The sequence below is a fragment of the Marinobacter alexandrii genome, assembly GCA_039984955.1.
Classification (GTDB): domain Bacteria; phylum Bacteroidota; class Bacteroidia; order Cytophagales; family Cyclobacteriaceae; genus Ekhidna.
In genome coordinates this window covers 393,036-414,207 of the sequence record JBDWTN010000007.1, presented here as the reverse complement: position 1 = coordinate 414,207, position 21,172 = coordinate 393,036, and the positions used below count along the sequence as shown (strand labels likewise).

Annotated in this window: 23 protein-coding genes; 13 read left to right on the top strand and 10 right to left on the bottom strand. The window is 38.3% G+C overall.

From position 1 onward, the window contains the following. Window positions 1-20 precede the first annotated feature (20 nt). Complete coding sequence (locus ABJQ32_08240) at window positions 21-524, bottom strand: hypothetical protein (GenBank protein ID MEP5289626.1); 504 nt, start codon at window positions 522-524, stop codon at window positions 21-23. 126 nt (window positions 525-650) lie between these two features. Here ABJQ32_08240 and ABJQ32_08235 point away from each other — a divergent pair, with 126 nt between their 5' ends. Both ABJQ32_08235 and ABJQ32_08230 read left to right on the top strand, forming a co-directional pair. Continuing rightward, the gene (locus tag ABJQ32_08235) at window positions 651-1,145 is read left to right on the top strand and encodes a DUF892 family protein (GenBank protein ID MEP5289625.1); all 495 of its coding nucleotides are present in this window, start codon (window positions 651-653) and stop codon (window positions 1,143-1,145) included. 3 nt (window positions 1,146-1,148) lie between these two features. Further along, a complete protein-coding gene (locus ABJQ32_08230) occupies window positions 1,149-1,922 on the top strand; it encodes a hypothetical protein (GenBank protein MEP5289624.1) in 774 nt (257 codons plus the stop codon). Here the strand turns inward: ABJQ32_08230 and ABJQ32_08225 are convergent, their stop codons facing one another. Continuing rightward, a complete protein-coding gene (locus ABJQ32_08225) occupies window positions 1,923-2,873 on the bottom strand; it encodes a calcium/sodium antiporter (GenBank protein ID MEP5289623.1) in 951 nt (316 codons plus the stop codon). It lies immediately after the preceding gene. Between the two features lie 178 nt (window positions 2,874-3,051). Between ABJQ32_08225 and ftsH the strand changes: the two genes are divergently transcribed. Then, complete coding sequence (ftsH, locus tag ABJQ32_08220) at window positions 3,052-4,989, top strand: ATP-dependent zinc metalloprotease FtsH (protein MEP5289622.1); 1,938 nt, start codon at window positions 3,052-3,054, stop codon at window positions 4,987-4,989. Between the two features lie 6 nt (window positions 4,990-4,995). On the opposite strand, the gene ABJQ32_08215 is transcribed toward ftsH, so the two are convergent. The 5 genes from ABJQ32_08215 to ABJQ32_08195 form a co-directional block, all read right to left on the bottom strand. Beyond that, on the bottom strand, window positions 4,996-5,397 hold the full coding sequence (locus ABJQ32_08215; protein MEP5289621.1) for a hypothetical protein: 402 nt from the start codon (window positions 5,395-5,397) through the stop codon (window positions 4,996-4,998). A gap of 73 nt (window positions 5,398-5,470) precedes the next feature. Then, window positions 5,471-6,340, bottom strand: coding sequence for an RNA polymerase sigma factor RpoD/SigA (locus tag ABJQ32_08210; GenBank protein MEP5289620.1), 870 nt, complete (start codon window positions 6,338-6,340; stop codon window positions 5,471-5,473). 31 nt (window positions 6,341-6,371) lie between these two features. Next, window positions 6,372-6,758: a DUF302 domain-containing protein gene (locus ABJQ32_08205; GenBank protein ID MEP5289619.1), complete on the bottom strand. Its 387-nt coding sequence runs from the start codon at window positions 6,756-6,758 to the stop codon at window positions 6,372-6,374. Between the two features lie 84 nt (window positions 6,759-6,842). Further along, a complete protein-coding gene (locus tag ABJQ32_08200; protein MEP5289618.1) occupies window positions 6,843-9,440 on the bottom strand; it encodes a calcium-translocating P-type ATPase, PMCA-type in 2,598 nt (865 codons plus the stop codon). After that, window positions 9,400-10,296: a universal stress protein gene (locus ABJQ32_08195; GenBank protein MEP5289617.1), complete on the bottom strand. Its 897-nt coding sequence runs from the start codon at window positions 10,294-10,296 to the stop codon at window positions 9,400-9,402. Before ABJQ32_08195 ends, ABJQ32_08200 begins: the two co-directional genes overlap by 41 nt. 353 nt (window positions 10,297-10,649) lie before the next feature. Between ABJQ32_08195 and ABJQ32_08190 the strand changes: the two genes are divergently transcribed. The 4 genes from ABJQ32_08190 (at window position 10,650) to ABJQ32_08175 (ending at window position 13,002) form a co-directional block, all read left to right on the top strand. Further along, window positions 10,650-11,048: an Hsp20/alpha crystallin family protein gene (locus tag ABJQ32_08190; protein MEP5289616.1), complete on the top strand. Its 399-nt coding sequence runs from the start codon at window positions 10,650-10,652 to the stop codon at window positions 11,046-11,048. A 70-nt stretch (window positions 11,049-11,118) separates the two neighbouring features. Next, window positions 11,119-11,535, top strand: coding sequence for a hypothetical protein (locus ABJQ32_08185; protein MEP5289615.1), 417 nt, complete (start codon window positions 11,119-11,121; stop codon window positions 11,533-11,535). A gap of 1 nt (window position 11,536) precedes the next feature. Then, entirely contained in the window at window positions 11,537-12,163 is a 627-nt protein-coding gene (locus tag ABJQ32_08180; GenBank protein ID MEP5289614.1) for a CDP-alcohol phosphatidyltransferase family protein, read from the top strand. Then, window positions 12,160-13,002 (top strand): universal stress protein, encoded by an 843-nt coding sequence (locus ABJQ32_08175; GenBank protein MEP5289613.1) that lies wholly within the window; start codon window positions 12,160-12,162, stop codon window positions 13,000-13,002. Before ABJQ32_08180 ends, ABJQ32_08175 begins: the two co-directional genes overlap by 4 nt. Here ABJQ32_08175 and ABJQ32_08170 read toward each other — a convergent pair. From ABJQ32_08170 to ABJQ32_08160, 3 genes are read right to left on the bottom strand one after another with little or no spacing between them, the layout of a single operon-like run. Then, window positions 12,999-13,448 carry a hypothetical protein gene (locus ABJQ32_08170; protein MEP5289612.1) on the bottom strand — a complete coding sequence of 150 codons (450 nt, stop codon included), beginning with the start codon at window positions 13,446-13,448 and terminating at the stop codon, window positions 12,999-13,001. The two genes, ABJQ32_08175 and ABJQ32_08170, sit on opposite strands and share 4 nt — an antisense overlap. A 27-nt stretch (window positions 13,449-13,475) precedes the next feature. After that, the gene (locus ABJQ32_08165) at window positions 13,476-13,988 is read right to left on the bottom strand and encodes a hypothetical protein (protein MEP5289611.1); all 513 of its coding nucleotides are present in this window, start codon (window positions 13,986-13,988) and stop codon (window positions 13,476-13,478) included. 9 nt (window positions 13,989-13,997) lie between these two features. Then, window positions 13,998-14,435 (bottom strand): Hsp20/alpha crystallin family protein, encoded by a 438-nt coding sequence (locus tag ABJQ32_08160; protein ID MEP5289610.1) that lies wholly within the window; start codon window positions 14,433-14,435, stop codon window positions 13,998-14,000. 173 nt (window positions 14,436-14,608) lie between these two features. Between ABJQ32_08160 and ABJQ32_08155 the strand changes: the two genes are divergently transcribed. From ABJQ32_08155 to ABJQ32_08130, 6 genes are all read left to right on the top strand, one after another. After that, window positions 14,609-15,160, top strand: coding sequence for a hypothetical protein (locus ABJQ32_08155; GenBank protein MEP5289609.1), 552 nt, complete (start codon window positions 14,609-14,611; stop codon window positions 15,158-15,160). Between the two features lie 3 nt (window positions 15,161-15,163). Next, complete coding sequence (locus ABJQ32_08150) at window positions 15,164-16,261, top strand: DUF6544 family protein (protein ID MEP5289608.1); 1,098 nt, start codon at window positions 15,164-15,166, stop codon at window positions 16,259-16,261. Window positions 16,262-16,622: 361 nt separating this feature from the next. Continuing rightward, window positions 16,623-18,182 (top strand): PAS domain-containing sensor histidine kinase, encoded by a 1,560-nt coding sequence (locus ABJQ32_08145; GenBank protein MEP5289607.1) that lies wholly within the window; start codon window positions 16,623-16,625, stop codon window positions 18,180-18,182. 81 nt (window positions 18,183-18,263) lie between these two features. Further along, window positions 18,264-19,442 carry a hypothetical protein gene (locus ABJQ32_08140; protein ID MEP5289606.1) on the top strand — a complete coding sequence of 393 codons (1,179 nt, stop codon included), beginning with the start codon at window positions 18,264-18,266 and terminating at the stop codon, window positions 19,440-19,442. Window positions 19,443-19,452: 10 nt separating this feature from the next. After that, window positions 19,453-20,436 carry a hypothetical protein gene (locus ABJQ32_08135; protein ID MEP5289605.1) on the top strand — a complete coding sequence of 328 codons (984 nt, stop codon included), beginning with the start codon at window positions 19,453-19,455 and terminating at the stop codon, window positions 20,434-20,436. A gap of 85 nt (window positions 20,437-20,521) precedes the next feature. Beyond that, a complete protein-coding gene (locus ABJQ32_08130; GenBank protein MEP5289604.1) occupies window positions 20,522-21,139 on the top strand; it encodes an outer membrane beta-barrel protein in 618 nt (205 codons plus the stop codon). Window positions 21,140-21,172: the final 33 nt, after the last annotated feature.

The following is a 21,172-nucleotide window of genomic DNA, read 5'->3' as shown; positions in this document are numbered from 1 at the left end:
TTAAATATTTATGTAAAACATTAATTGTATTTTCTGATGTTTAAGTAAGCAGTGCTTATCCTCCAAAATGTATTTCGGACCTCTAGCATTAGGTAAGAGTTTCCTTGAAAATTGATGTGGACAGGGAACCCTTTATTCATTAGAAATACACCTAACGGAATCAATTGAGCGTTTACAGCATAATTGCCTGTATCTAGAGCTGCTTTAAGAGTACTGAACCTAAATGAGCGAAGAACATTCCTTATCCGTTTGGCTTGTTTGAAAGAAAAATTCTTGCGCTCAGGTTTTTTCTTCTTTTTAATAGTTTCAGATCGCTCGAATGATGGATTTGCCCGATAATGATAGAATGGTAGCTTGAGATGAAAGGTTAATTCATCCTGTTCCAGATCGAGCCAGGTACGAACTACACCGAAAAGTCTTAAATCATAGATATGATGTATAGTATCCATCCTCAAAATGATGGGGGTAAACAAAACCCATGCGATTAGGGCAAGAAGAATGACGGTAATAATTAAAACGATCATGATTTTTTGTTCTTCATTAATTTATCAGATCGTATGATCATTGGGAATGAGCAGGATCATTTATTAAGATGAAGCGCATCAGTGAGTCAGACCTATTTATTGATCTGGTTTATAAGAAAAAGAGTTATGAAAAATATTATTGATTTTATGGGACTCTTTGTCGAACAGCTCAAAGAGCAGAAAGATGGAGAGAGGCAGCAGTTAGAAGCATTAAAAAAATTAAGGGAGCAGACGACTTCAAACGCTTTGCAAGGGGCTATCGATGTGCATATAGGAAAAACGCGAGAGCAAATGGAGCGATTAGAAGATGTTTTTTCATTGCTGGAAAGAAACATTCATGGTGAGAATAACATGGGCGTGAAAGGGCTTATTGATGAAGCATTTGAATTGGAAATGAGGTGTACTGATGATGACGTTAGGGATGCGGGTATTATTGCATCTATCCAACACCTAAATCATCACAACATTGCCAGCTATGGTACGCTCTGTACTTATGCTGAAGAATTGGCGGAAAAGAATGTAGCTATACTCCTAAGAGAATCTTTGGCAGAGGAAAAGAATACAGATCGTATGCTTTCAGGGCTAGCTAAAGAAGAGATCAACCTTAGAGCTATTCACTGAAAGATGGAATCAAAATCAGCAAATAGACATTATGCTCTTTCCAAAGCTTCAATTTGGGTACTATTTTTCTTCTTATTGACCGGCTGTTATTCTGAGACTAGGAATGAAAACACGGCCTTACACCTTAAAGTGGATTCGCTTGAGGCAGCTTTAGAGTCTAAAGAATATACTATTCAGCTATTTGAAGTAGTCGGGCAATACCTTGATTCCATTGACCTTAGGAGAAGGTCTGTAATTCTGGATCTGAAGAAAGGAGTGGATGATAAAGATTATATACAAAAGGTAAAAAACCTTAATCAATACTTTCAAAAGACAGAATGGGCAATCAGAGAGTTAGAAAAAATAAGCGGTACCTATTCCATTCAAATAGATCGTTTAAAAACTACGGTAGATCAAAAGAATGATGAAATTAATCGCTTGCAAATAAGTGTCAACGAATACCGTAACCTAGAAGATTCGCTGAAAGGCCGGTTGGAAATCACTGAATCACAGCTTGAGAAAACACAAAAATCTCTCAACTTTTCAAGGATGGATGTTGCACTTGCTCAGATGGAAATCATTGGGCTCATGGAGGTTGTAAGGTTAAGTGAGGCTGAGATTTATTTTGCAGAGGGTGAGGGGCTGGAGGAGCTTGCAAATAAGATCAGACTGGCCCCAAAACGGAAAAAGAAGAGTCTTGAAGAGGCTCTGAATGCATTTACGACATCTTTTGAAATGGGATACTTCCCAGCTAAACTACGGATGGAAAGACTGCAAGAAGAGTTGAAGGAAAAGTAGCTATTGCCACAGAATGTACTTCAGAAATACATAAGTGAGATAGAGGAGGGTAAGCCCAATTCCTTCCTTTTTTTGTAGTCCCTTCTTTTTACTTAGAAAGTAAATCACTACGATCGACAACACTAACAAAAAGGGCATGTCAAAAAGTAAGATAGATTTTTCAATATAGATATTAGAAATGAGTGAACTAATACCTATTGGAACCAGTATATCAAAGATATTGCTGCCGATAATGTTGCCAATAGAAAGCCCCGGCTTATCCTTTAAAATGGCACTAATGGAAATGGCCAATTCGGGAAGACTCGTTCCAAGACCGATAATCACAGCACCAATAAATGATTGATTGACATTCCATTGATTGGCCAGATTAAGCGCTTTGTTTATCGTCAATTCGGAAGAAAGAATAACGATTCCCAGTCCGAGGATTAATAATAAGACGTGAGAGGTAGTGTTAAGTAATATGGTTTTTTCCTTGACTTCCTGAATTTCATTTGCCCTTTCCCTGTTTAGATGAGTTAGGAAATAGATGAGAAAAGCAATGATTAGAATGGCTCCATCGTTCCATGTAATGACATAATCAAAGCCAACCAAGGCTAATAAAACAATAGACCCAATAAGTTCAACGGCTAAGTGACGTATCTGAATTTTACCAGCCGCCAGAAAGTGAACAACAGCTGTTAATCCAATGATGATGCTTATTTGACTGATGGAGCTTCCGATGGCATTTCCTACGATAACCCCTGAACTATCTATGCCCCTAGAGCTATGAATGGCTCCATTAATTGCTACGATCAATTCAGGCAGATCAGTTCCGAATGCCAGGATGGATAAACCAATGAATACGGATGAGACGTTAAAACGCTTGGTCAGAATAATCGCCTTCCTGACGACCAGCTCAGTTCCTAGCCATAGTCCGAGTATTCCAAGTAAGAGTAGCCCAAAATCACTCATGAATAATGCGTTGATATAGAATTACCAACCTAGCCTTTTTAGCTATTCAAAAGGAATGATTAGGATCATAGTAGCCCTTGAAAATGATCAGCGGTTGATGATAATCAATCATCATGTTGAGGATTATCACCCCGTTTCTTGATAGTTGCTCTTTAATTGAAGTTCAAACACAAAAGCTATGAACAATCAGAATCTGGACGAATTGAGAAGGAAGCAAAAGAGCGATGGGACTAACAAATCTCAACCATTTAATATCTGGTCATATCTGGTCATAATTATTCTCTTTCTGGGGCTTTATTATTTAGTTAAAGAAAATGTCAAGCCCAGTGAGATAACTTGGAATAAGTTTAAAAGTGAGCTCCTTTCTTCAGAGGATGTGGATTATGTGGTAGTGGTAAATAAGGAAATTGTTGAGATATTCATTCGGTCTGATAGGCAAGGAAAGTATGAAGATATAAGCCAGTCTCATTCAAAAGGACCCCATTACTTCTTTCAGATCGGTTCGGTAGAAACCTTTGAAAAAAACCTATCTAAGGCACAAGAAGAAATACTTTCTGAAAAGCATGTTGAAGTAAAATATGAAACGCGGACTAATTGGTTTGATGGACTTAGTTTTTTGCTGCCCTTTGGCTTACTACTTCTATTTTGGCTTTATATGTTGAGACGATCGGGCAAGGGTGTGGACGGAGGAAAGTCTCTTTTCAATTTTGGAAAAACCACTGCTCGATTTAGAGATGCAAATAGTAAACAATTAATAACCTTCGATGATGTGGCAGGCTTGGAAGAAGCAAAAATTGAAATGAAAGAGATTGTAGACTTTTTACAAAATCCAGTAAGGTATACTGAATTAGGAGCAAAAATTCCCAAAGGAGTCATATTGGTTGGTCCTCCAGGAACTGGAAAGACGCTTTTGGTAAAGGCGATCGCAGGAGAATCTCTTGTTCCCTTCTTTTCTATTTCAGGATCTGAATTTGTAGAAATGTTTGTGGGAGTAGGAGCTTCGAGGGTGCGTGATTTGTTTAATAGGGCAAAGGAAAAAGCTCCTTGTATCGTCTTTATAGATGAAATAGATGCAATTGGTAGGAGTAGAGGGAATGTAAAAGCCTTTCAGTCAAATGATGAACGAGAAAATACACTCAATCAACTTTTGACTGAGATGGATGGATTTAGTTCTAATTCAGGGGTTATTGTGATTGCAGCTACCAATAGAGCGGATATGCTGGATAGAGCTCTTATCAGACCTGGAAGATTTGATAGGCACATTTATCTTGAATTACCTAATAAAGTAGAAAGAAGTGCCATTTTTAATGTTCATCTGCGACCCTTAAAGTTGGCTGAAAACCTAGATGTTGATTTTTTAGCCTCTCAAACTCCCGGTTTCTCTGGGGCTGACATTGCCAATGTTTGTAACGAAGCAGCATTGATAGCAGCAAGAAACAACAAAAAAGCAGTAGGAAAGGAGGATTTTGTACGTGCTATGGATCGGATCATCGGAGGACTTGAGAAGAAAAGTAAGATCATCTCCCCTACAGAAAGAAATATTGTGGCTCACCATGAAGCGGGTCATGCTCTAGTTAGTTGGATGATTAGGGATGCCGATCCGCTTATAAAAGTATCTATCATTCCCAGGGGAAAATCTTTGGGAGCTGCCTGGTATCTTCCAGAGGAACATCAGATCTATACCAAGTCACAGTTCTTAAGCCAAATGTGCATTGCCTTAGGTGGTAGGATGGCAGAGTTATTGATTTTTGATGAAGCTTCATCAGGAGCATTAGATGACCTTGAGAAAGTGACTAAACTTGCCTATACACTCATAGCTTACTATGGGTTAGGGGAAGAAATGGGTAATCTAAGCTATTTTGACTCTACAGGTAGAAATGAGCAATTTTTTGGTAAACCATATGGTGAAGAAACAGCCCAGCTTATAGATAAAGAAGTTAGAAGCTTGGTGAAAAAAATGTCACATAAAACGGAAGAAATCTTGAAAAAGAATCAAAGTAAGCTAATAACCTTGGCTGAAGAACTACTCAAAAAAGAAACCCTATACCGTCAAGATTTAGAAAAAATATTAGGAGAGAAAATACCAGGAAATGACTCAACTGTATTGTCCAACTAAAAGCAATTAAATACCGGTCAAGGTTAACTTGAATACACTTTTCAGTGTGTCATTCTTGAAGAATTTCTTAGTCGGTGATGAACAATTTTGTAAAGCAGTGACCAACACTTTCTCATCAAAAGGCATGACGATTTTCTCATCAGCCTCACTGATTCTTGGGTCCTGAAGATCTGTACATAATACAATCACTTGAGCAACCTTCTTTTTAAGTAAGCTGATAAATGATTCTATAGGGCAAACGATAGTAGAAGCATTACAAATGGCAATTGCATTTTGCCCTTCCTGTGAGATGGTTTCGAGGCTAACAGGCGAGTGTGTTTTGACGGGAAAGCCATTGAGTTGAATTAGCTCAGCTATGTTCTCTTTCAAGTCTGGATCATCCTCAAATACAAGGACTGATTTTTTCATATAGTTATACTACCTACAGTCCTTTTTTATTTCTATGATTTGTGTTGGCTTCTTTCATGATAAAAAAGGATTTTTAAGCTGCTGTAAGTTTTTTAATTTTTTTCCTTATGGCATGAAAGGATAGTTTCTTCAATGCTTTCTCCTTGATTTGACGTATCCTTTCCCTTGAGATACCCAAATGTTTACTGATTTCATCGAGAGAAAGTGGGCTTGGACAATCTATACCAAATACCATTTCTACAATTTCTTTTTCCCGCTCATTTAGCCTGGCCAATATGTGGCTTACATCATTCTTAAGTTGCTCGAAATAACTCGTTTGTTCTAGCTCTTCATCACTTGCTTTATCAGTAATAAGATCCATCAGTGAGTGATCTCCATCCATGCTGCATATAGCGTCCAGTGAAGAGGTGGAATTGAATGTGCTGATTGTTTCATTTATATCCTCTTCGTCCATGTTCATGTCCTCTGCTAGTTCAGCACTTGTTGGATAACGGCCATTTTTCTTGGCCCATCCCTCTTTGATTTTTTTGATTTTGGACATATTCGAAATCTTATGTGAGGGCACTCTAATGACTCTGGATTGTTCATCTAAAGCTGTAAGAATAGCCTGACGAATCCACCAGACAGCATAAGAGATAAATTTAAAGCCACGAGTTTCATCAAAGCGCTCAGCCGCTTTTATCAAGCCGATATTTCCTTCATTGATCAAATCACTTAGTGGCACGGGCCCATTTTGGTACTGTTTAGCGATAGACACCACAAATCGCAAGTTGGCTTTGACAAGTTTGTCTTTGGCGCGATGATCTCCTTTCTTGATCCGTCTGACTATTTCGACTTCCTCTTCTGCCGTCAATAAATGTTCTCTGGATATCTCTTTAAAGTACTTATTAAGTGAATCACAATCGACTCTTGTGATGTTGTCAGTAATGGTGAGTTGCTGCATGGTTCCATAGTTTTAAGGTTGAAAAAATAAGTTAAACATCCCTGATGACGCGGGATAAGCGCTCTTTTACGTTTTTAGCAGTATTTTTTAATGCGGGATTATCAATGGCTTGCATGGAAGCTAAGGGGTCAACTGCGGCGACTTCAACACTCATTTTTCCATCTTCTCTAACGATAACATTGCAAGGCAACATAGTTCCCACTTTGTTTTCTTTCATAAGGGCCTCATGAGCGAAAGCAGGATTGCATGCACCTAATATTTTATACTTGGGAAAATCAAGATCCAATTTCTTCTTCAAGACCTCATTGACATTGATCTCTGTCAATACACCAAACCCTTCTCTTTCTAAAAGATCAATGGTGCGCTGTACAGTTTGTTCGAAACCTTTGGAGACGGACTTATTGATGTAGTAGCTCATTTTACGCTGGTTGATAAGAAAGCTAAGTTGACAATATGATCCATCTTATGTAATGACCTACCTCATCGACTTACGTGATCTTTTTCAGCCTTTCGTTGTATTAAAAAATCTGCTTACCAGCCGGGTAATTAGAATGGCTAGCAGGTACCCAATGACAACTCCAACAATGAGCACAAGCCATTCATGCATGCCCAATGGAGTCAGGTAAAAGAAGTGGTTCCAAGGTGAATAGATAAGACCGACTTGGAGTATCAATGAGACAACCAGGCCCATGACTAACCACTTATTGTCAAACCATCCCAATTTCTCACCATATCGAATAGCGCCTATTCTGACAAATTCGAAAAGGACAATTCCTGTTAGTAACGTTGATCTGGCAATATCTAAACCTTGTGGTAGAACCAGCAGAAAAGTAACAACCAAGACAGCTGCTTTCTTTAATCCAATCAATCCAATCAACCATGCCAGCTTTTTATCAATGAGGGGCTCTCCGTTTTTCCTCGGAGCTCTTTGCATAATGTCTTTAGCAGGAGGATCAGCTCCCAGAGCCAAGGCGACCAAGCCGTCCGTCAAAAGATTGATCCAAAGCAATTGAACAGGGTAGAGGATGGGTTCTGAGAATGAGAAAAAAAGAGTGATAAAGAAAATTAACGTTACCTCAGCCAGATTACAGGTCAGTAAATAGTCTATGAATTTTCTAGTATTATCAAAGATGGTGCGACCTTCCTTTATCGCATCTCTGATTGAACTAAAGTTGTCATCAAGTAAGACTATATCACTGGCTTGCTTTGCTACTTCGGTTCCTTTTTTACCCATCGCTATACCTACCACTGAGCGTTTAATAGCTAGTGCATCGTTTACTCCATCGCCAGTCATCGCCACCGTATGATCTTTCTCTAGCAGTTCGAGTATCCTCAATTTGTGAAATGGATCTGTTCTTGCAAATATGTTCGTGTCACTTTTTAAGTAATCTTCAAGCTCAAGGTCACTGAGTTGATCTAACTCTCCCCCAGTAAGCACATTTTTGCTATCCAATCCTACTTGCCGCGCAATTGCCTGAGCAGTGACTGGATTGTCCCCCGTAATCATGATTACACGGATGCCAGCATTTTTGCAATCCTCCAATGCTTGCTTTGCTTCTTTTCTAGGGGGGTCAATCATTGCTTGTAAACCAATCCATGTAAGCCCCTCATCAAGATGTTCATGATCGGATTCAGCTCTTTTGTAGGCAAAGCCCATCACACGAAGTGCTTGCGAAGCAAAAACATCAGTTTGTTCCATAAGCTCATTGCTGAGTTTCTTAGTCATCGGAACCACTTCATTTCCTTCCAGAATATGAGTGCATTTGGTTAAAAGCACTTCAGGCGCTCCCTTTGTAAATGCGGTATGAACTCCTGTTTTATCTTCAACCAATACAGTCATCCGTTTTCTTTCCGAATCGAAGGGTATTTCATTGATCTTTCGATAATGAGGAAGGGGTTGAGCACTGAGTTGTATAAGTGCAGCTTTCTTTAATGCAATTTCTGTCTGATCCCCCAGGTAATACTCTGAGCCATCTTCGCGAAACCCAGAAGAAGCATGATTGCAGGTATGAGCACATAGAAAGAGCATGTTAGCGGTATGACTCAATTCATTTGCTTGTAGCGCGGATGCCGTATGCTCTTTTCTATTAAAGAAGGTGGTAGTAACCGTCATCTCATTCAGCGTGAGTGTTCCAGTCTTATCCGTACAAATAACATCAACAGCACCTATGGATTCTACGATCGGAAGTTTTCTGATCAATGCATTTTTCTTAAACATTTTCCCTGCACCAATGGCCAAAGCAAGTACCACTACTGCAGGCAATCCCTCAGGAATAGCAGCTACTGCAAGCGAAATGGCCGTAAGGATGGAGGTATAAAATCCAAATTTGAATACACCCACAACTCCGATAACAATAGTGATAAAGAAAGTGATGAGCGATAGTTTCCTGCTTAGCCCAGAGAGTTCGACTTGAAAGCTAGAACGTTCTTCTTCTACCTTTTGTAGCTCAGAGGCTACCTTACCGATTTTGGTATGCATTCCAGTAGAAGTGACATGCACTTTTCCAAGCCCACTGTTTGCAATGGTGTTTTTGAAGACTAATTCCCCTTCGATTTTATGAACAGCCTGAGATTCTCCTGTTAAGATGGATTCATCTATATCCAGGTGAAAAGATTCAATTACTTCGCCATCTGCAGTGACCATATCACCTGCTTCTACTATAAGTAAATCTCCTGGGACTAGTTCACTAGCTAATATCAGTTGTTCTTGATTGTCTCTAATAACCCTGGATCTGGGATAAGACATCTGTTGCAAAGCTTTGATTGTTTTTTCAGCTTTATAATCTTGAATAAACCCTAATACACCTGATATTAACACAATGGCTAGTATCAGTATGGTATCAACAAGGTGTGGCTCCTGTTCTGGTAGATACCCAATAGCAAAAGATATAAAGGCAGCAGCTATTAGTATAAGTATGAGCGGTGAACTAAACTGTCTACCAAGGATCAACCATATGCTGTGTTTTCTGGAATCAATAATCTCATTTTTCCCATACTTCTCCAGCCGGTTTAGGACTTCTGCTGTTGATAGACCTTGATAGGCAGCCACGTTCATATCCTTATATTTTTTTGAATGCTTCCCAGAATCCAAAATTTTCATTCTTCTTCTTAACAATGAGGAGGGCCGCACGATAATTTTTTACAATCAATCGCTCCGCAATACTTCCCAGCAATACCCATGAAGCAAACGTTTGGCCTTTGGAACCAATGATGATCATGTCAGATTGCAGATCTTGACTAGTCTGTATGATCGTATCGGAAACAGTTGAAAATTTTGAGTGTTCAATTCTCTTCTGGATCTTGTTTTCACTGATTTTGCACTTCTTTAGAAAGTTGTTGAAATTGGTTTCAGCATGCCCATGCATAATTGTTTCCATTTCTTCATAGGTCTTTCCAGTTTTAGTGTATCCTGTAGGTACTTGGAATAAGTGATGTCCGACCAGCTCTGAATCTTTTGCTAAGTCGCCTATTTGCACGGCAAGCTTTATTGCTTGTTCTGAGTGATCTGAAAAATCAAGTGGAATAAGAAGTTTATGAACTTCGATATTCTTAGGTGGTATGACAAGTACTGATGTTCTGATCTTTCGTGCGAGTCGTTGCATAAGAATGCCGCTTCCATTCTCTAACTTTTTATGCCCTACCATGAGCAGGTCCACTTTTTTTATTTCTGACCAATTCAGTATTTCTTTTAGTGGATCACCTTCTATGATGTGGAAACTAGCTCTTGACTTTAGCCACTCATCATCTAAAGAAGACACCTCATTCTTTTCTTTTTGCATGAGCACTTCATCTATAGGCTTGTCACTTTCTTCTGAGCCCAAGTCACGTTCTACATGTATGAAATAAGCCTGTTCCAGATTCGTAAATAATTGCTTGTTTTTGGATAAAAAACCAATTAAGTACTGATCCATTTCAGTAAAGTCCAATGCAATAAGGATTCTTTTTATGTCTTTCATTTTTACTTCAACTTTCGACTAAAGCTATCCTCTCAATTAAATTGAATACATGAGTAAAATCAGCAACTAGACTGATTAAAATTCATAAAGTTGAGTTACTCATATCTCGAAGAGGATTCTTTGAGGGGGAGCTCTGGGTGCACGTGTGAATCAAGCTTGTGAGGGAGTGACTGAGGTCATTAAATCATAATTTTCTGAAAAATCATCGAACCCTGACTTAGATCAGAAAAGTGCTTGAGACCTATCATTGATCTCCTTTCCATTCACTGTTAGATTAATCAAAAATTAATTGTTTAAAAAAAAGGAGGTTTAAAATGTCACTCTTAGTTAAAACACCCAGATTATTTTCAAGCATGCCAAGCCTATTTTCAGACTTCTTTGACGAGGATAGATTGCCGGCTTTTAATGGAACCAATTGGACTTCTAGTGTTCCGGCGGCAAACATTCAGGAAAAGGAAAAGGAATATGTAGTAGAACTAGCGGCACCTGGAATGGAGAAGAATGATTTTCAAGTAGACGTAGAAAATGGCATGCTATCTATTAGCTCAGAAAAGGAAAGTGAGACTGAAGATAAGGATGATGGCTACTCCAGAAAAGAGTTTAGCTATAGTTCTTTTTCCAGATCATTTTCTCTCCCGGAAAACGTAGATGAAGACAAAATAAAGGCTTCTTACAAGGAGGGTATACTCTCATTGAGCTTGCCAAAAACGAAGGAGACAACAGTACCAAAAAAGGAAATTAAGATTTCCTAAAACAGGAATAGCTGGTTTTAATGATGGAATAGGAGGAAGTAATTTCTCCTATTTCTTTAAAAAAGATACAATGAAAGATTTGGATAAAGGTGTTTGGATTGATGAGAGGCAATCTTGGATTGTCTATCAAAGGTTCGGACAAATCAATATGAAAATTATTAGTTCTAATGTAGAGACTTACCACTTGCATGGTGGATCTGGGTCATCTACGCCTTATGGACCACAGGATGCTGTATCAGAAACTGCTCTCTACAGGAGGAAAGATCATCAGTTGAAAAACTATTTTCAAAAAGTGATTGAAGAACTCCTACCGGTAAAGAGGTTATACGTTACTGGCCCTGCAGAGGCTAAGATTGGATTGGAAAAGGAAATTTCCAAAATGAAAAATTTGTCAGTTAGATCTGTGGTATTGGAGGCAGCAGATAGCATGACAAAGAATCAATTCAAAGCTATGGTTAAGGATCATTTTGAACAGACACTGGACTAACATGAACATTTCGTGGATTCGATCTCCAAAGCGTAAGCTTAGTCTTCCTGATTGGTTATCCCTGTATAGGATTATTGTTGCACCATTTTTATTGATTCTGATATTCGTAGATGCAAGAGTTTTGTTCAGCACTTTACTACTAATCAGTTTTCTGACGGATGCTTTAGATGGGTTTCTTGCCAGACGAATGAATATTGTAACACAGCGCGGGTCTCAATTTGATAGTATTGGAGATGCTATCACTTTTACAGTTGGGTTGATAGGTATTATTTGGTTTGAGAATGCCTTTGTTATGGAACAGGCAGGTCTCCTCATTTTTGCTTTTAGTTTTTATATTCTTCAGCTATTCATTGCTTACTGGAAGTATGGTATGCCAAGCAGTTTTCATACGTATTTGGCCAAGACGTCTGCAGTTTTCCAGGCAGTTTTTATGCTTTGGCTGTTTTTTATTGGCGTTGAATACTGGCTGTTTTATTTAACAATCATCCTGAGCATTTTGGAAACAGTAGAGGAGATTATCCTTATTCTAATATTCCCCAAATGGAAGTCAGATGTCAAGGGGTTGTTTTGGGTACTAGCCAAGAAAGAGAGAAAGGTTTTACGTGAAAATAACATCCAAAAATCATGAAAAGAATCATTTGTCCTGTGGATTTTTCTGAAACTGCAAATAATGCGGTTGAATACGCAGCTAACCTGGCTAATTACTTAAAAGCAGAATTGACATTGTTTCATGTTGTGCATGAACCATCACTAGAGGATGTTTCTGCAGTAGCAGGGGGTATTGATGTGGGAGGAAAAAAGGAATTTGTCGCGTTAGAACGCTTAGAGACCTATTGCGACATGGTTAAGGACAACTTTGCGATCCAATGCCGACCTAAAGTTGGAAGCTATACGCCAAGTATGGAAGCTTCTTTGAGGAATGAGATTGAATCAAAAAAATATGACTTAGTGGTGATGGGCACTGATGGTAACAGTGACATTAGCCAGTTCTTCTTGGGAACTCATACTAACCATATTATTGGTAAAATTTCTTTACCCATTTTAGTGGTTCCCTTTGGTTGTCCTTTTAAAAAGATTGAAAATGTTGTTTACGCATCTAATTATAAAGTGGAAGATATTCCTGCTTTAAGTTCCGTTATGATGCTTATGCAAGTTTTCAATCCTCAGCTTACATTGTTACATGTCAACAAGAAACGAACAAAAAATGACAAAGAGGTACGTCTTCTTTTACAAGATGTTTACCAGGATAAGTTGAAAAATGAAAAGTTAGCCTTTGATCAAGTCCATAGTGAAAATGTAGCCTCGGCTATTGATAATTACGTTACTAAAAATAATGCAGACCTATTGGTTTTAGTTACTCATAAGTATTCCTGGATTCAAGACATTTTCCACGATAGTATAACCAAAAAGATGAGCTTGGTAGCTGATTACCCTATTCTGATCCAGCATGTATCTCCAATAGGTTAAGTGAGAACTTTATCAAAGTGACTACCCTTAGCAAGTAGCACCCACAGAGAGAATCCCATGATGATAGGTAAAGGTAAGGCTGCACCAATGCCTAGAGGAATCAGAGCAATGGAAAAAACAATCCCTCCAATTATAGCAGGTTTTAGTAAGAAGCTACCATAGAAGAACCCCAATGCAAGAAGGAATTGGCCAATTGCAATGACTAGGATGATTTCCTGGATATGTTGCTCAAAGTAGCCATCAATAAATGCTCGATAGACTTTCAAAATGACATGATTTCTATACTGGAGATATACAGATGGACCAGCCCAGGTGGTCATGATGTTGACTACACCTGCTATTAAGAAAATCACACCGTATGCATATCGTCCATACCTGGGATACTTCCAACATACAAAAAGAAGTGCGAGTGCTATTACATTAGAAATGATAAGCTGAAAAAACATGGTCTATTTCCATTTCTGAGAGGTAATTCAGTCATTTGGAGTAAGATTCTGATTTAAGAACTGCAGAATGGCTGACCTATGACTTTCCATGTCTTCTTTTTTAGATGCTCCGGTTATGGCATCCACCCCCTCCATTTTTTCTTCTCCAGATCCGGAAGTAATGACCGAAAATATCTTGGAAAGGTCTTGTTTTCCATCCATGAATGATTCCACAGCTTCGGGAGGTTTACCGTATTCCCAGGTATGTATCAATATGATAGCATCCCAATCATCTACATTTTGATTTTCAATTGCAGATACATCAATGACTTTGATGTAAATCTGACTCTGGCTCAGCGAATCAATGACGCTTTCTACCAGCACATTTTTGTATTTACTTCCTTGCGTAGCTATCAATACCTTGTTTTCAAGATCAGGGTCATTGATTTCATAGGTAGCAACCTCCTCCATTGCGTACGTATTTTTGTACCAAAAAGCGAAGGCGAAAAATGCCAGAACGAGAATTGCTAGCACTTTCAATATGTTTTTAAGGATTTTCATGGTTGAATATTAAGAAACAGAAATTGCTTTTGATTTGCTTTTGTCTACAAAGGGTAAAGTGATTCGTAGCAACCCGTTTTCATAATTGCTTGTTATTTTGTCAGCATCAATTAGGGATGACAGATGGAAAGTTCGTTCTATCCGATCTGTATCTATCTCCTTTTGAATATACCTGCTGCGCTGATCATCCTTTTTTGCTCCTTTCGTTTCGGCGACAATTCTTAACACATGACCATCTACAGATAACTGAATGTCTTTTTTTAAATAGCCTGGCAAACCAACTTCTAATTCATATTGACTTTCGTCTTCACGGACATTGGTAACTGGCCGAGTCATCCAACTTTCTTCAAATGCGTTTCGACCTAAAAAATGATCTGAATCAATAAACGAGCTGTATCGATCACCAATCCTACCGAACACATGATTTTTTCTTCTATGCAGATTCATAGCTTATGACATTTTATTTAATCATAAATGAGGCTGAAATTGATAGCACCTTCACTGATGTGTCTCATTTATTTTGATGATCCTTATATAGAGTTTACTACTGATCGAATCCACCTTATTAGCTGACGCGCATCATGGAAGAAGGAGTTTCTTCAAGGTAGGATTGGTTAAAAATGAAAAAGACCATAAACATCTGTAGTGCTTTAATCTTAGTAAGTGTTTTGCTTGGTAGTTGTGCTGCACCTATACTTTTCGAAACGGCTCAACCTTCTTTTAAGAAGTCGCAAAATCAATTTAAAACTAAGTTCGTAGGAGAATATTTTGATCCTATTGATTCCACGGGTTTGATTATTTCATCAAAGAGTATCCGCGTAGATCCATACTACTTTGGAGAGTCAAGATTAGACACGATATTTTCAATTTCTGAAGACAACATTCTGAAGTATTACAAGAAAAGATACCTTCTAAACTACAAATTTGATGAGGAAGATTGGGGCATCCATATAGTAGATTTAAAAGATGATCAACTGACTTTTTACTGTTTCAATATCCCAGATGATATTTCCTCTTTAAAGAATTTAGGTACAGTGAGAGAGGTCAAAAATGAGTGTGGAGAAACGGTTAAGATGGTTGTTAATCCTACCAGAAAAGGATTTGCTAAATTATTCGACGATAAAAATTTGAAAAGTCTGGTGGTTTATCAGAAAGTGAGCAAACCAAACTAGGAGATGCTGAGATATCTATATGCCTTTCTGCTACTTTTTCATGGGTGGATTCATTTACTCGGTTTTGTAAAGGCATTTAATCTGGCAACTGTATCTCAGTTACAGAAGAAAATTTCAAAGCCCTTTGGGATTTTATGGCTCATTATTGGGCTGCTGTTCATTTACCTCGCACTTTCCTTTCTGGCACATGAGGATTGGTACTTCTTTGGATTCATGGCAGTGGCACTATCCCAACTTCTTATTTTTATTTTCTGGCAAGATGCTAAAGCTGCATCTCTCGTAAACTTGCTCGTTTTCTCAGTAGCACTAGTTCAGTATGCCGAGGACAGATTTCAACAGCAATATGAACAGGATGTAACTGAACAATTCGAAAGGCAAGTAATTGAAGAAGAACTAATTACACAGGAAGATCTAAAGCACCTTCCTCATGTCGTTGCAAAATATCTGAACTATGTAGGAGTGGTAGGACATCCTAGAATTAAAAGCATGAAAGTGTCTATGAATGGCAAGATGCGTAAGAAAGAAGGTGCATGGTTCCACTTCAAATCATCTCAGTACAATTTTTTTGATGAATCGTCAAGGTTCTTTTTCATGAAAGCTAAGGTAAGCGGACTGCCTACCTATGGCTACCATTCTTATCACGACATGGTATCACAAATGCAGGTCAGGGTGATGGCTCTTTTTCCGGTAATGGATGAAGAGGGAGAGACGTTATTCAAAGCAGAGACTGTTACTTTTCTAAATGATCTTTGCATATTGGCTCCAGCAGCTTTGATTAATGAGAATATCTCCTGGAAGGTGATCAATGACACAACTGCAGAAGCGACACTTACAAACAAAGGAATTAGTGTTTCTGCCACCTTACATTTCAATAAGGATGGCCAACTTGTAAACTTTGTTTCTGAAGACAGGTATGACTTAGATAGGAGAAAGTACCGTTATTCTACACCTATATCCGATTATAAAAACTTTAATGGATATCATCTTCCCTCTTACGGAGAGGCTATCTGGCACTATCCGGATGGGGAGTTTGTCTATGGGGAATTTAACATTCAAGAGATAAACTATAATCAAACGAATGAGTATGCCATTTACCGCTGATGAATTCTTAACAGTGTTTGAAAATACAATCAGGCTGTTTGGCCAAGCCAAATCTTCTTGTATTTAATAGCCTTCCATTCCTGAAGATATTGGACTTGGAATAGCTGGTTATTATCTGTTCGATTCCTTCTTAGGAATAAGAGTTCTGAATGACTATCTTTAGTTTGATTAAACTTCGATTTTTTTGGATATACACCCAGATTTACCCTGTCTTAGCTTATTTTAATGTTAGAATAACATTAAAATTGTTTATGTATTAGATATATTCTATTTATCTATCATTATTTAATGATTCGATAGGATCTTTCATTAAAAAATGTAAGTTACTATAGAATTTAATCAGCTTTAAGGAACCAATTCAATGACAAAAGTACTCACCAAAAATACTTTTGCATTCATAGATGATCCTTTCTGTCGTGCGTTTCTTGACTCGACAAAGGAATCAATCATTGTAGTGGATAGCAAGGGGCACATTATATCGGCTTCTAAATCTGCCTTTCAAATGTTTGGGTATGAGAAGGAAGTCCTGAACGGTAAAATGTTCAATTTGTTAATCCCGATGGATGGAATTTGGGATATTGAAGAGATTCAAACCAAAAAGAAGAACTTAAGACAACCCAATATAATCGGAATACGGAACGATGGGTTTGAGTTTCCAGTGGCCCTTAGTATAACGCATGTTCCTGGGGAGGAGGATATTCTCATAATTTTTGTGACGGATGAGCCCGAGAGAAATCACTCTGAACAATCAAAAGATATCAACAGGCAGTATTTCAATGTAGCAGAAGTCATTCTGCTTGCGTTAAATATGAAGGGAGAAGTTATTGATATTAATAAAAAGGGATGTGAGGTTCTTGAGTATACGGAAGAAGAATTGCTGGGGAAAAACTGGTTTGAACTTTCAATTGAAGATAAAGATGATCTTGAGGAGGTGTTTCTGGGTGTTCTGAAGGGAACTGAAGACTATCGGGTATATGATAATCATGTAGTCACCAAGTCTGGACATAAAAAGTTAATTCACTGGCAAAATACCGTAGTTACGAATGAAGATGGTAAAGTCGTAGGCTCACTTAGCTCCGGCATGGATATCACGGAGAAGAAGAAAATACTGACGGCATTGCAGGAAAGTGAGGAAAAACTGAGGTCGTACAGTAAAGGCCTTGAAAAAGAGGTAGAGGAAAGGACAAAAGAACTTCAAGAGTTACTGAATAAGGAAAGAGGCTTAAGTGAAATGAAATCAAAATTTGTTTCTCTGGCATCACATGAATTCAGAACGCCATTGAGTACCATACTATCATCAGCCTCATTAATATCAAAGTATCCAGATACAGAATCGGATGATAAAAGGCTGAAGCATGTTAATCGGATCAAATCATCAGTGGATCACTTGAATGGAATTTTAGAAGATTTTCTCTCTTTGGATCGCTTAAATGAAGGAAGGGTGGCTTGTCAACCAGAACCTTTTGAAATGGAAGATGTCTTTGAAGAAGTAGAATCTTCACTTTCTCCGATTCTTAAGCCTGGTCAAACATTAGAATCCTCACATTCGGGAATTGCACAAACAATGACTACAGACAAGAAATTAGTTAGAAATGTTCTGGTTAATCTTGTTTCAAATGCGATAAAATACTCTCCTGAGAATAAACCTATCTACCTGCGTTGTGAGTTTATTTCTAAAGAAATGGTTGTCTGTGAGATAGAGGATAAGGGGATAGGTATTCCTGAAGAAGATCAAATTCACCTGTTCGAGCGATTTTTCAGGGCTAACAATACCAGAAATTTTCAAGGGACAGGTCTGGGGCTGAGTATCGTAAAAAGGTATATTGAATTACTCGGTGGAGAAATTTCGTTCAAGAGCTCTCAAAGCAATGGTACTACATTCAAGGTAACTATTCCTGTAAGATTTAAGGATAAATCCTGATATAGATTGTGTAAAATGCTTTTTTAAGTCATCGCTTTTTTGGCATTCTGTCCTGTGATTTCGAAGTAAAGATTAGAAATCATGAAAAATGTCAGAATCATTAGTTTTTACATATTTCTGCTGAGTATATTCAGTTTAAATGCATCACAATTCAAAGCAGGAGAGGAGCAAAGGATTTCAAAACCTGTAGAAGGAAACCTTTATTTGGCTGGAGCGAACGTAACGATCGATGCGGTCATTAGAGGAGACCTCAATTCTGCAGGAGCAATTATCACAGTTAATGACACCATTGTTAAAGATGCCACTCTTGCAGGCTCGGAAATACTTCTGAATGGGTGGATAGGGGATGATGCAAGAATTGCCGGCGGAAGTATCAAAGTACTAAAAAACGTCAATGGAGATCTTATAGTAGCTGGAGGATCAGTTCAGGTGAATAGTGAAGTAATCATCGGAGGTGATTTGATCATTTTGGGAGGGTATGTTCAAATGAATGGAACTGTCAAGGGCAACTTAAAGATTATCGCTGGAGAGGTTTTCGTGAACGGAACTGTGATGAAAGAAACAGAAATTGAAGCTGATGAGCTGAGCTTGAACGGTACGTTTCAAGGAAACGCTTCCATCGCTTCGAATGAAATAGAAGTGAGCGATCAAACAAACTTTGAATCTTCCCTTGATTATTGGACTGAAAGTGATATTGACTTCAATCCATTCATGAAAGCAGGCCAGGCCCAGTTTAATGCTGATCTTGAGCCAGATGAGTATACCTGGGACTGGAAATATTTTGGCTTTGGGATGGTTGCTTTTTGGGTCATTTACCTATTATCAATCCTTTTTATCATCTTTCTGCTTATTTCATTATTTGGAAAAATATTTACGAAAGCAGGGAAACAAATCAATAAATCCTTTGCAAAAAACTTTGGGTTTGGGGCACTATATTTCATACTCCTTCCTCTTTTGGCAGGAATTTGTATCACCGTTATCATAGGTATACCAGTTGGGTTAGTACTACTGACACTGCTGATTCTTAGCTTGTTTTTTGCTTTCTCTATTTCTTCTGTAATTATTACCTACGGCATCAACAAAAGATATAGTAAAAAGTGGAGTAACGGAATGCTAATGGTTATCTCCATGCTCGTATTTCTTGGATTAAGAGTTCTTTCATTTATTCCTTTTATTGGAATTTTGATTTCCATTCTAGTTGTCAGCACTGCTTATGGATCCCTTATATCACCTCGTTTGAGTAAGATGATAGGAGATTAAATGATTTGATATGGATACACTAAAGCTGGAAACATTAAAGACATTAGTCCATTATGGAACCAAGGCTCCTTCTGGACACAACTCACAACCCTGGAAATTTTTACTCTTTGGGGATAGGATAGAGATACATCCTGACTTTAGCAGATCACTACCTGTGGTGGATCCTCAGAATAGAGAACTCTATATCAGTTTGGGATGTGCAGCGTACAATATCGGCATACTCGCACCTCATTTCGGACTTAGCGCCACAAAAAGTGTTGAAAAATTAGAACAGGACTACTTTGTCAAGATAGTATTCGAAAAAGGAGAACAAGTTGATCAAAGAGATATGATCAAATGGATAGAGAAGCGTCAAACGAATAGAGGGCACTTCGATGAGGAGCAAATTACGCAGGAGGCAATGGGACAATTGCTATCCTTTGCACAAGAGAATGCCATGAATACATACTTTTTCAAGAATGGGGAAGAGACCTTTGAAACGCTTAAAGAGTATATTGGCTATGGAAACGAAATCCAGATGAAAAGCAAGGCATTTAAAAATGAGCTATTATCCTGGATCAGATTCAACGATTCGCAGATTTCGAAGACCCAGAGTGGACTGACATATAAAGTGATGAATTCTCCATCACTTCCAGGTTTCCTTGGCCGACTGATCGTTCATTCATTTTTAACACCTAAAAAACAGAATAAGTCTGATCTACAAAAGATTGCTTCTTCGTCTTATTTTGTTTTGTTCACGACAAAATCCATGGCGATAGTAGAGGAATGGGTCGAGCTGGGCATGGATCTCCAGAAGCTGTTGCTTCAACTCACTTCACTCGGAATTGCCAATGCTTATCTCAATCCTCCTTGCGAAATACAATCACTATCCCAAGAATTGCGAAAAGAGCTGCCCATTAATGGAGATTACCCCAACATCATTTTGAGGATAGGATATGCATCACCAGCTAATTATGCGCCCAGAAGAAATCTCGAAGAGGTAATCTTGAATTGACCACTCAAATTCAGAATCATACATGCAACTGATCTCTATCATGTATAGTCCTCAGGTCGCATCGCTGTTTTAAAGTAAAAAAGCTATGGAAACGAAAAAAATGATTCTTTCTGGGATTTTCACCAGAAAATTTAGCGTGTCAGTTCTTAGTCTGATAGTCTACTTTATATCCCATACATCACTTGCCCAAGATGTTTGGAGTGTTGAAGTGAGACCGGGAGTAAATGTTGCAACCAAAGACCTTGGTGATGCAGATTTAAATACGGGTTTTGGTTTTGAGGGTACCTTTTCTTACCGATTTATGCCACATTTATCTGCCTATGCAGGATGGAGTTGGAATAAGTTTAAATCTGACGAGTCTTTTGCGGGTACTGATATGGATTTTGAAGAAACGGGATATACGTTTGGCTTGCAGTTCATACATCCGATTGGCGCATCCGATCTGGACTTTATTGTTCGTGCAGGAGCATTATACAATCATATAGAAGTAGAAGATGACGATGGCGAGTTAATTTCTGACTCGGATCATGGGTTTGGATGGCAAGCAGGCGGAGGAATTGTATTTTCATTGTCTGAGAGGTGGAGATTAATACCTACCGTAAGGTACCGTTCCTTGTCAAGAGACTTGACGATCGGTAACACCGAGACAGAAGTAGATTTGAACTATGTTTCTTTTGGAATTGGTGCTTCATTAAATTTCTGAAGTATAAGTGATTAAGTTTCACCCAAAGAAGCT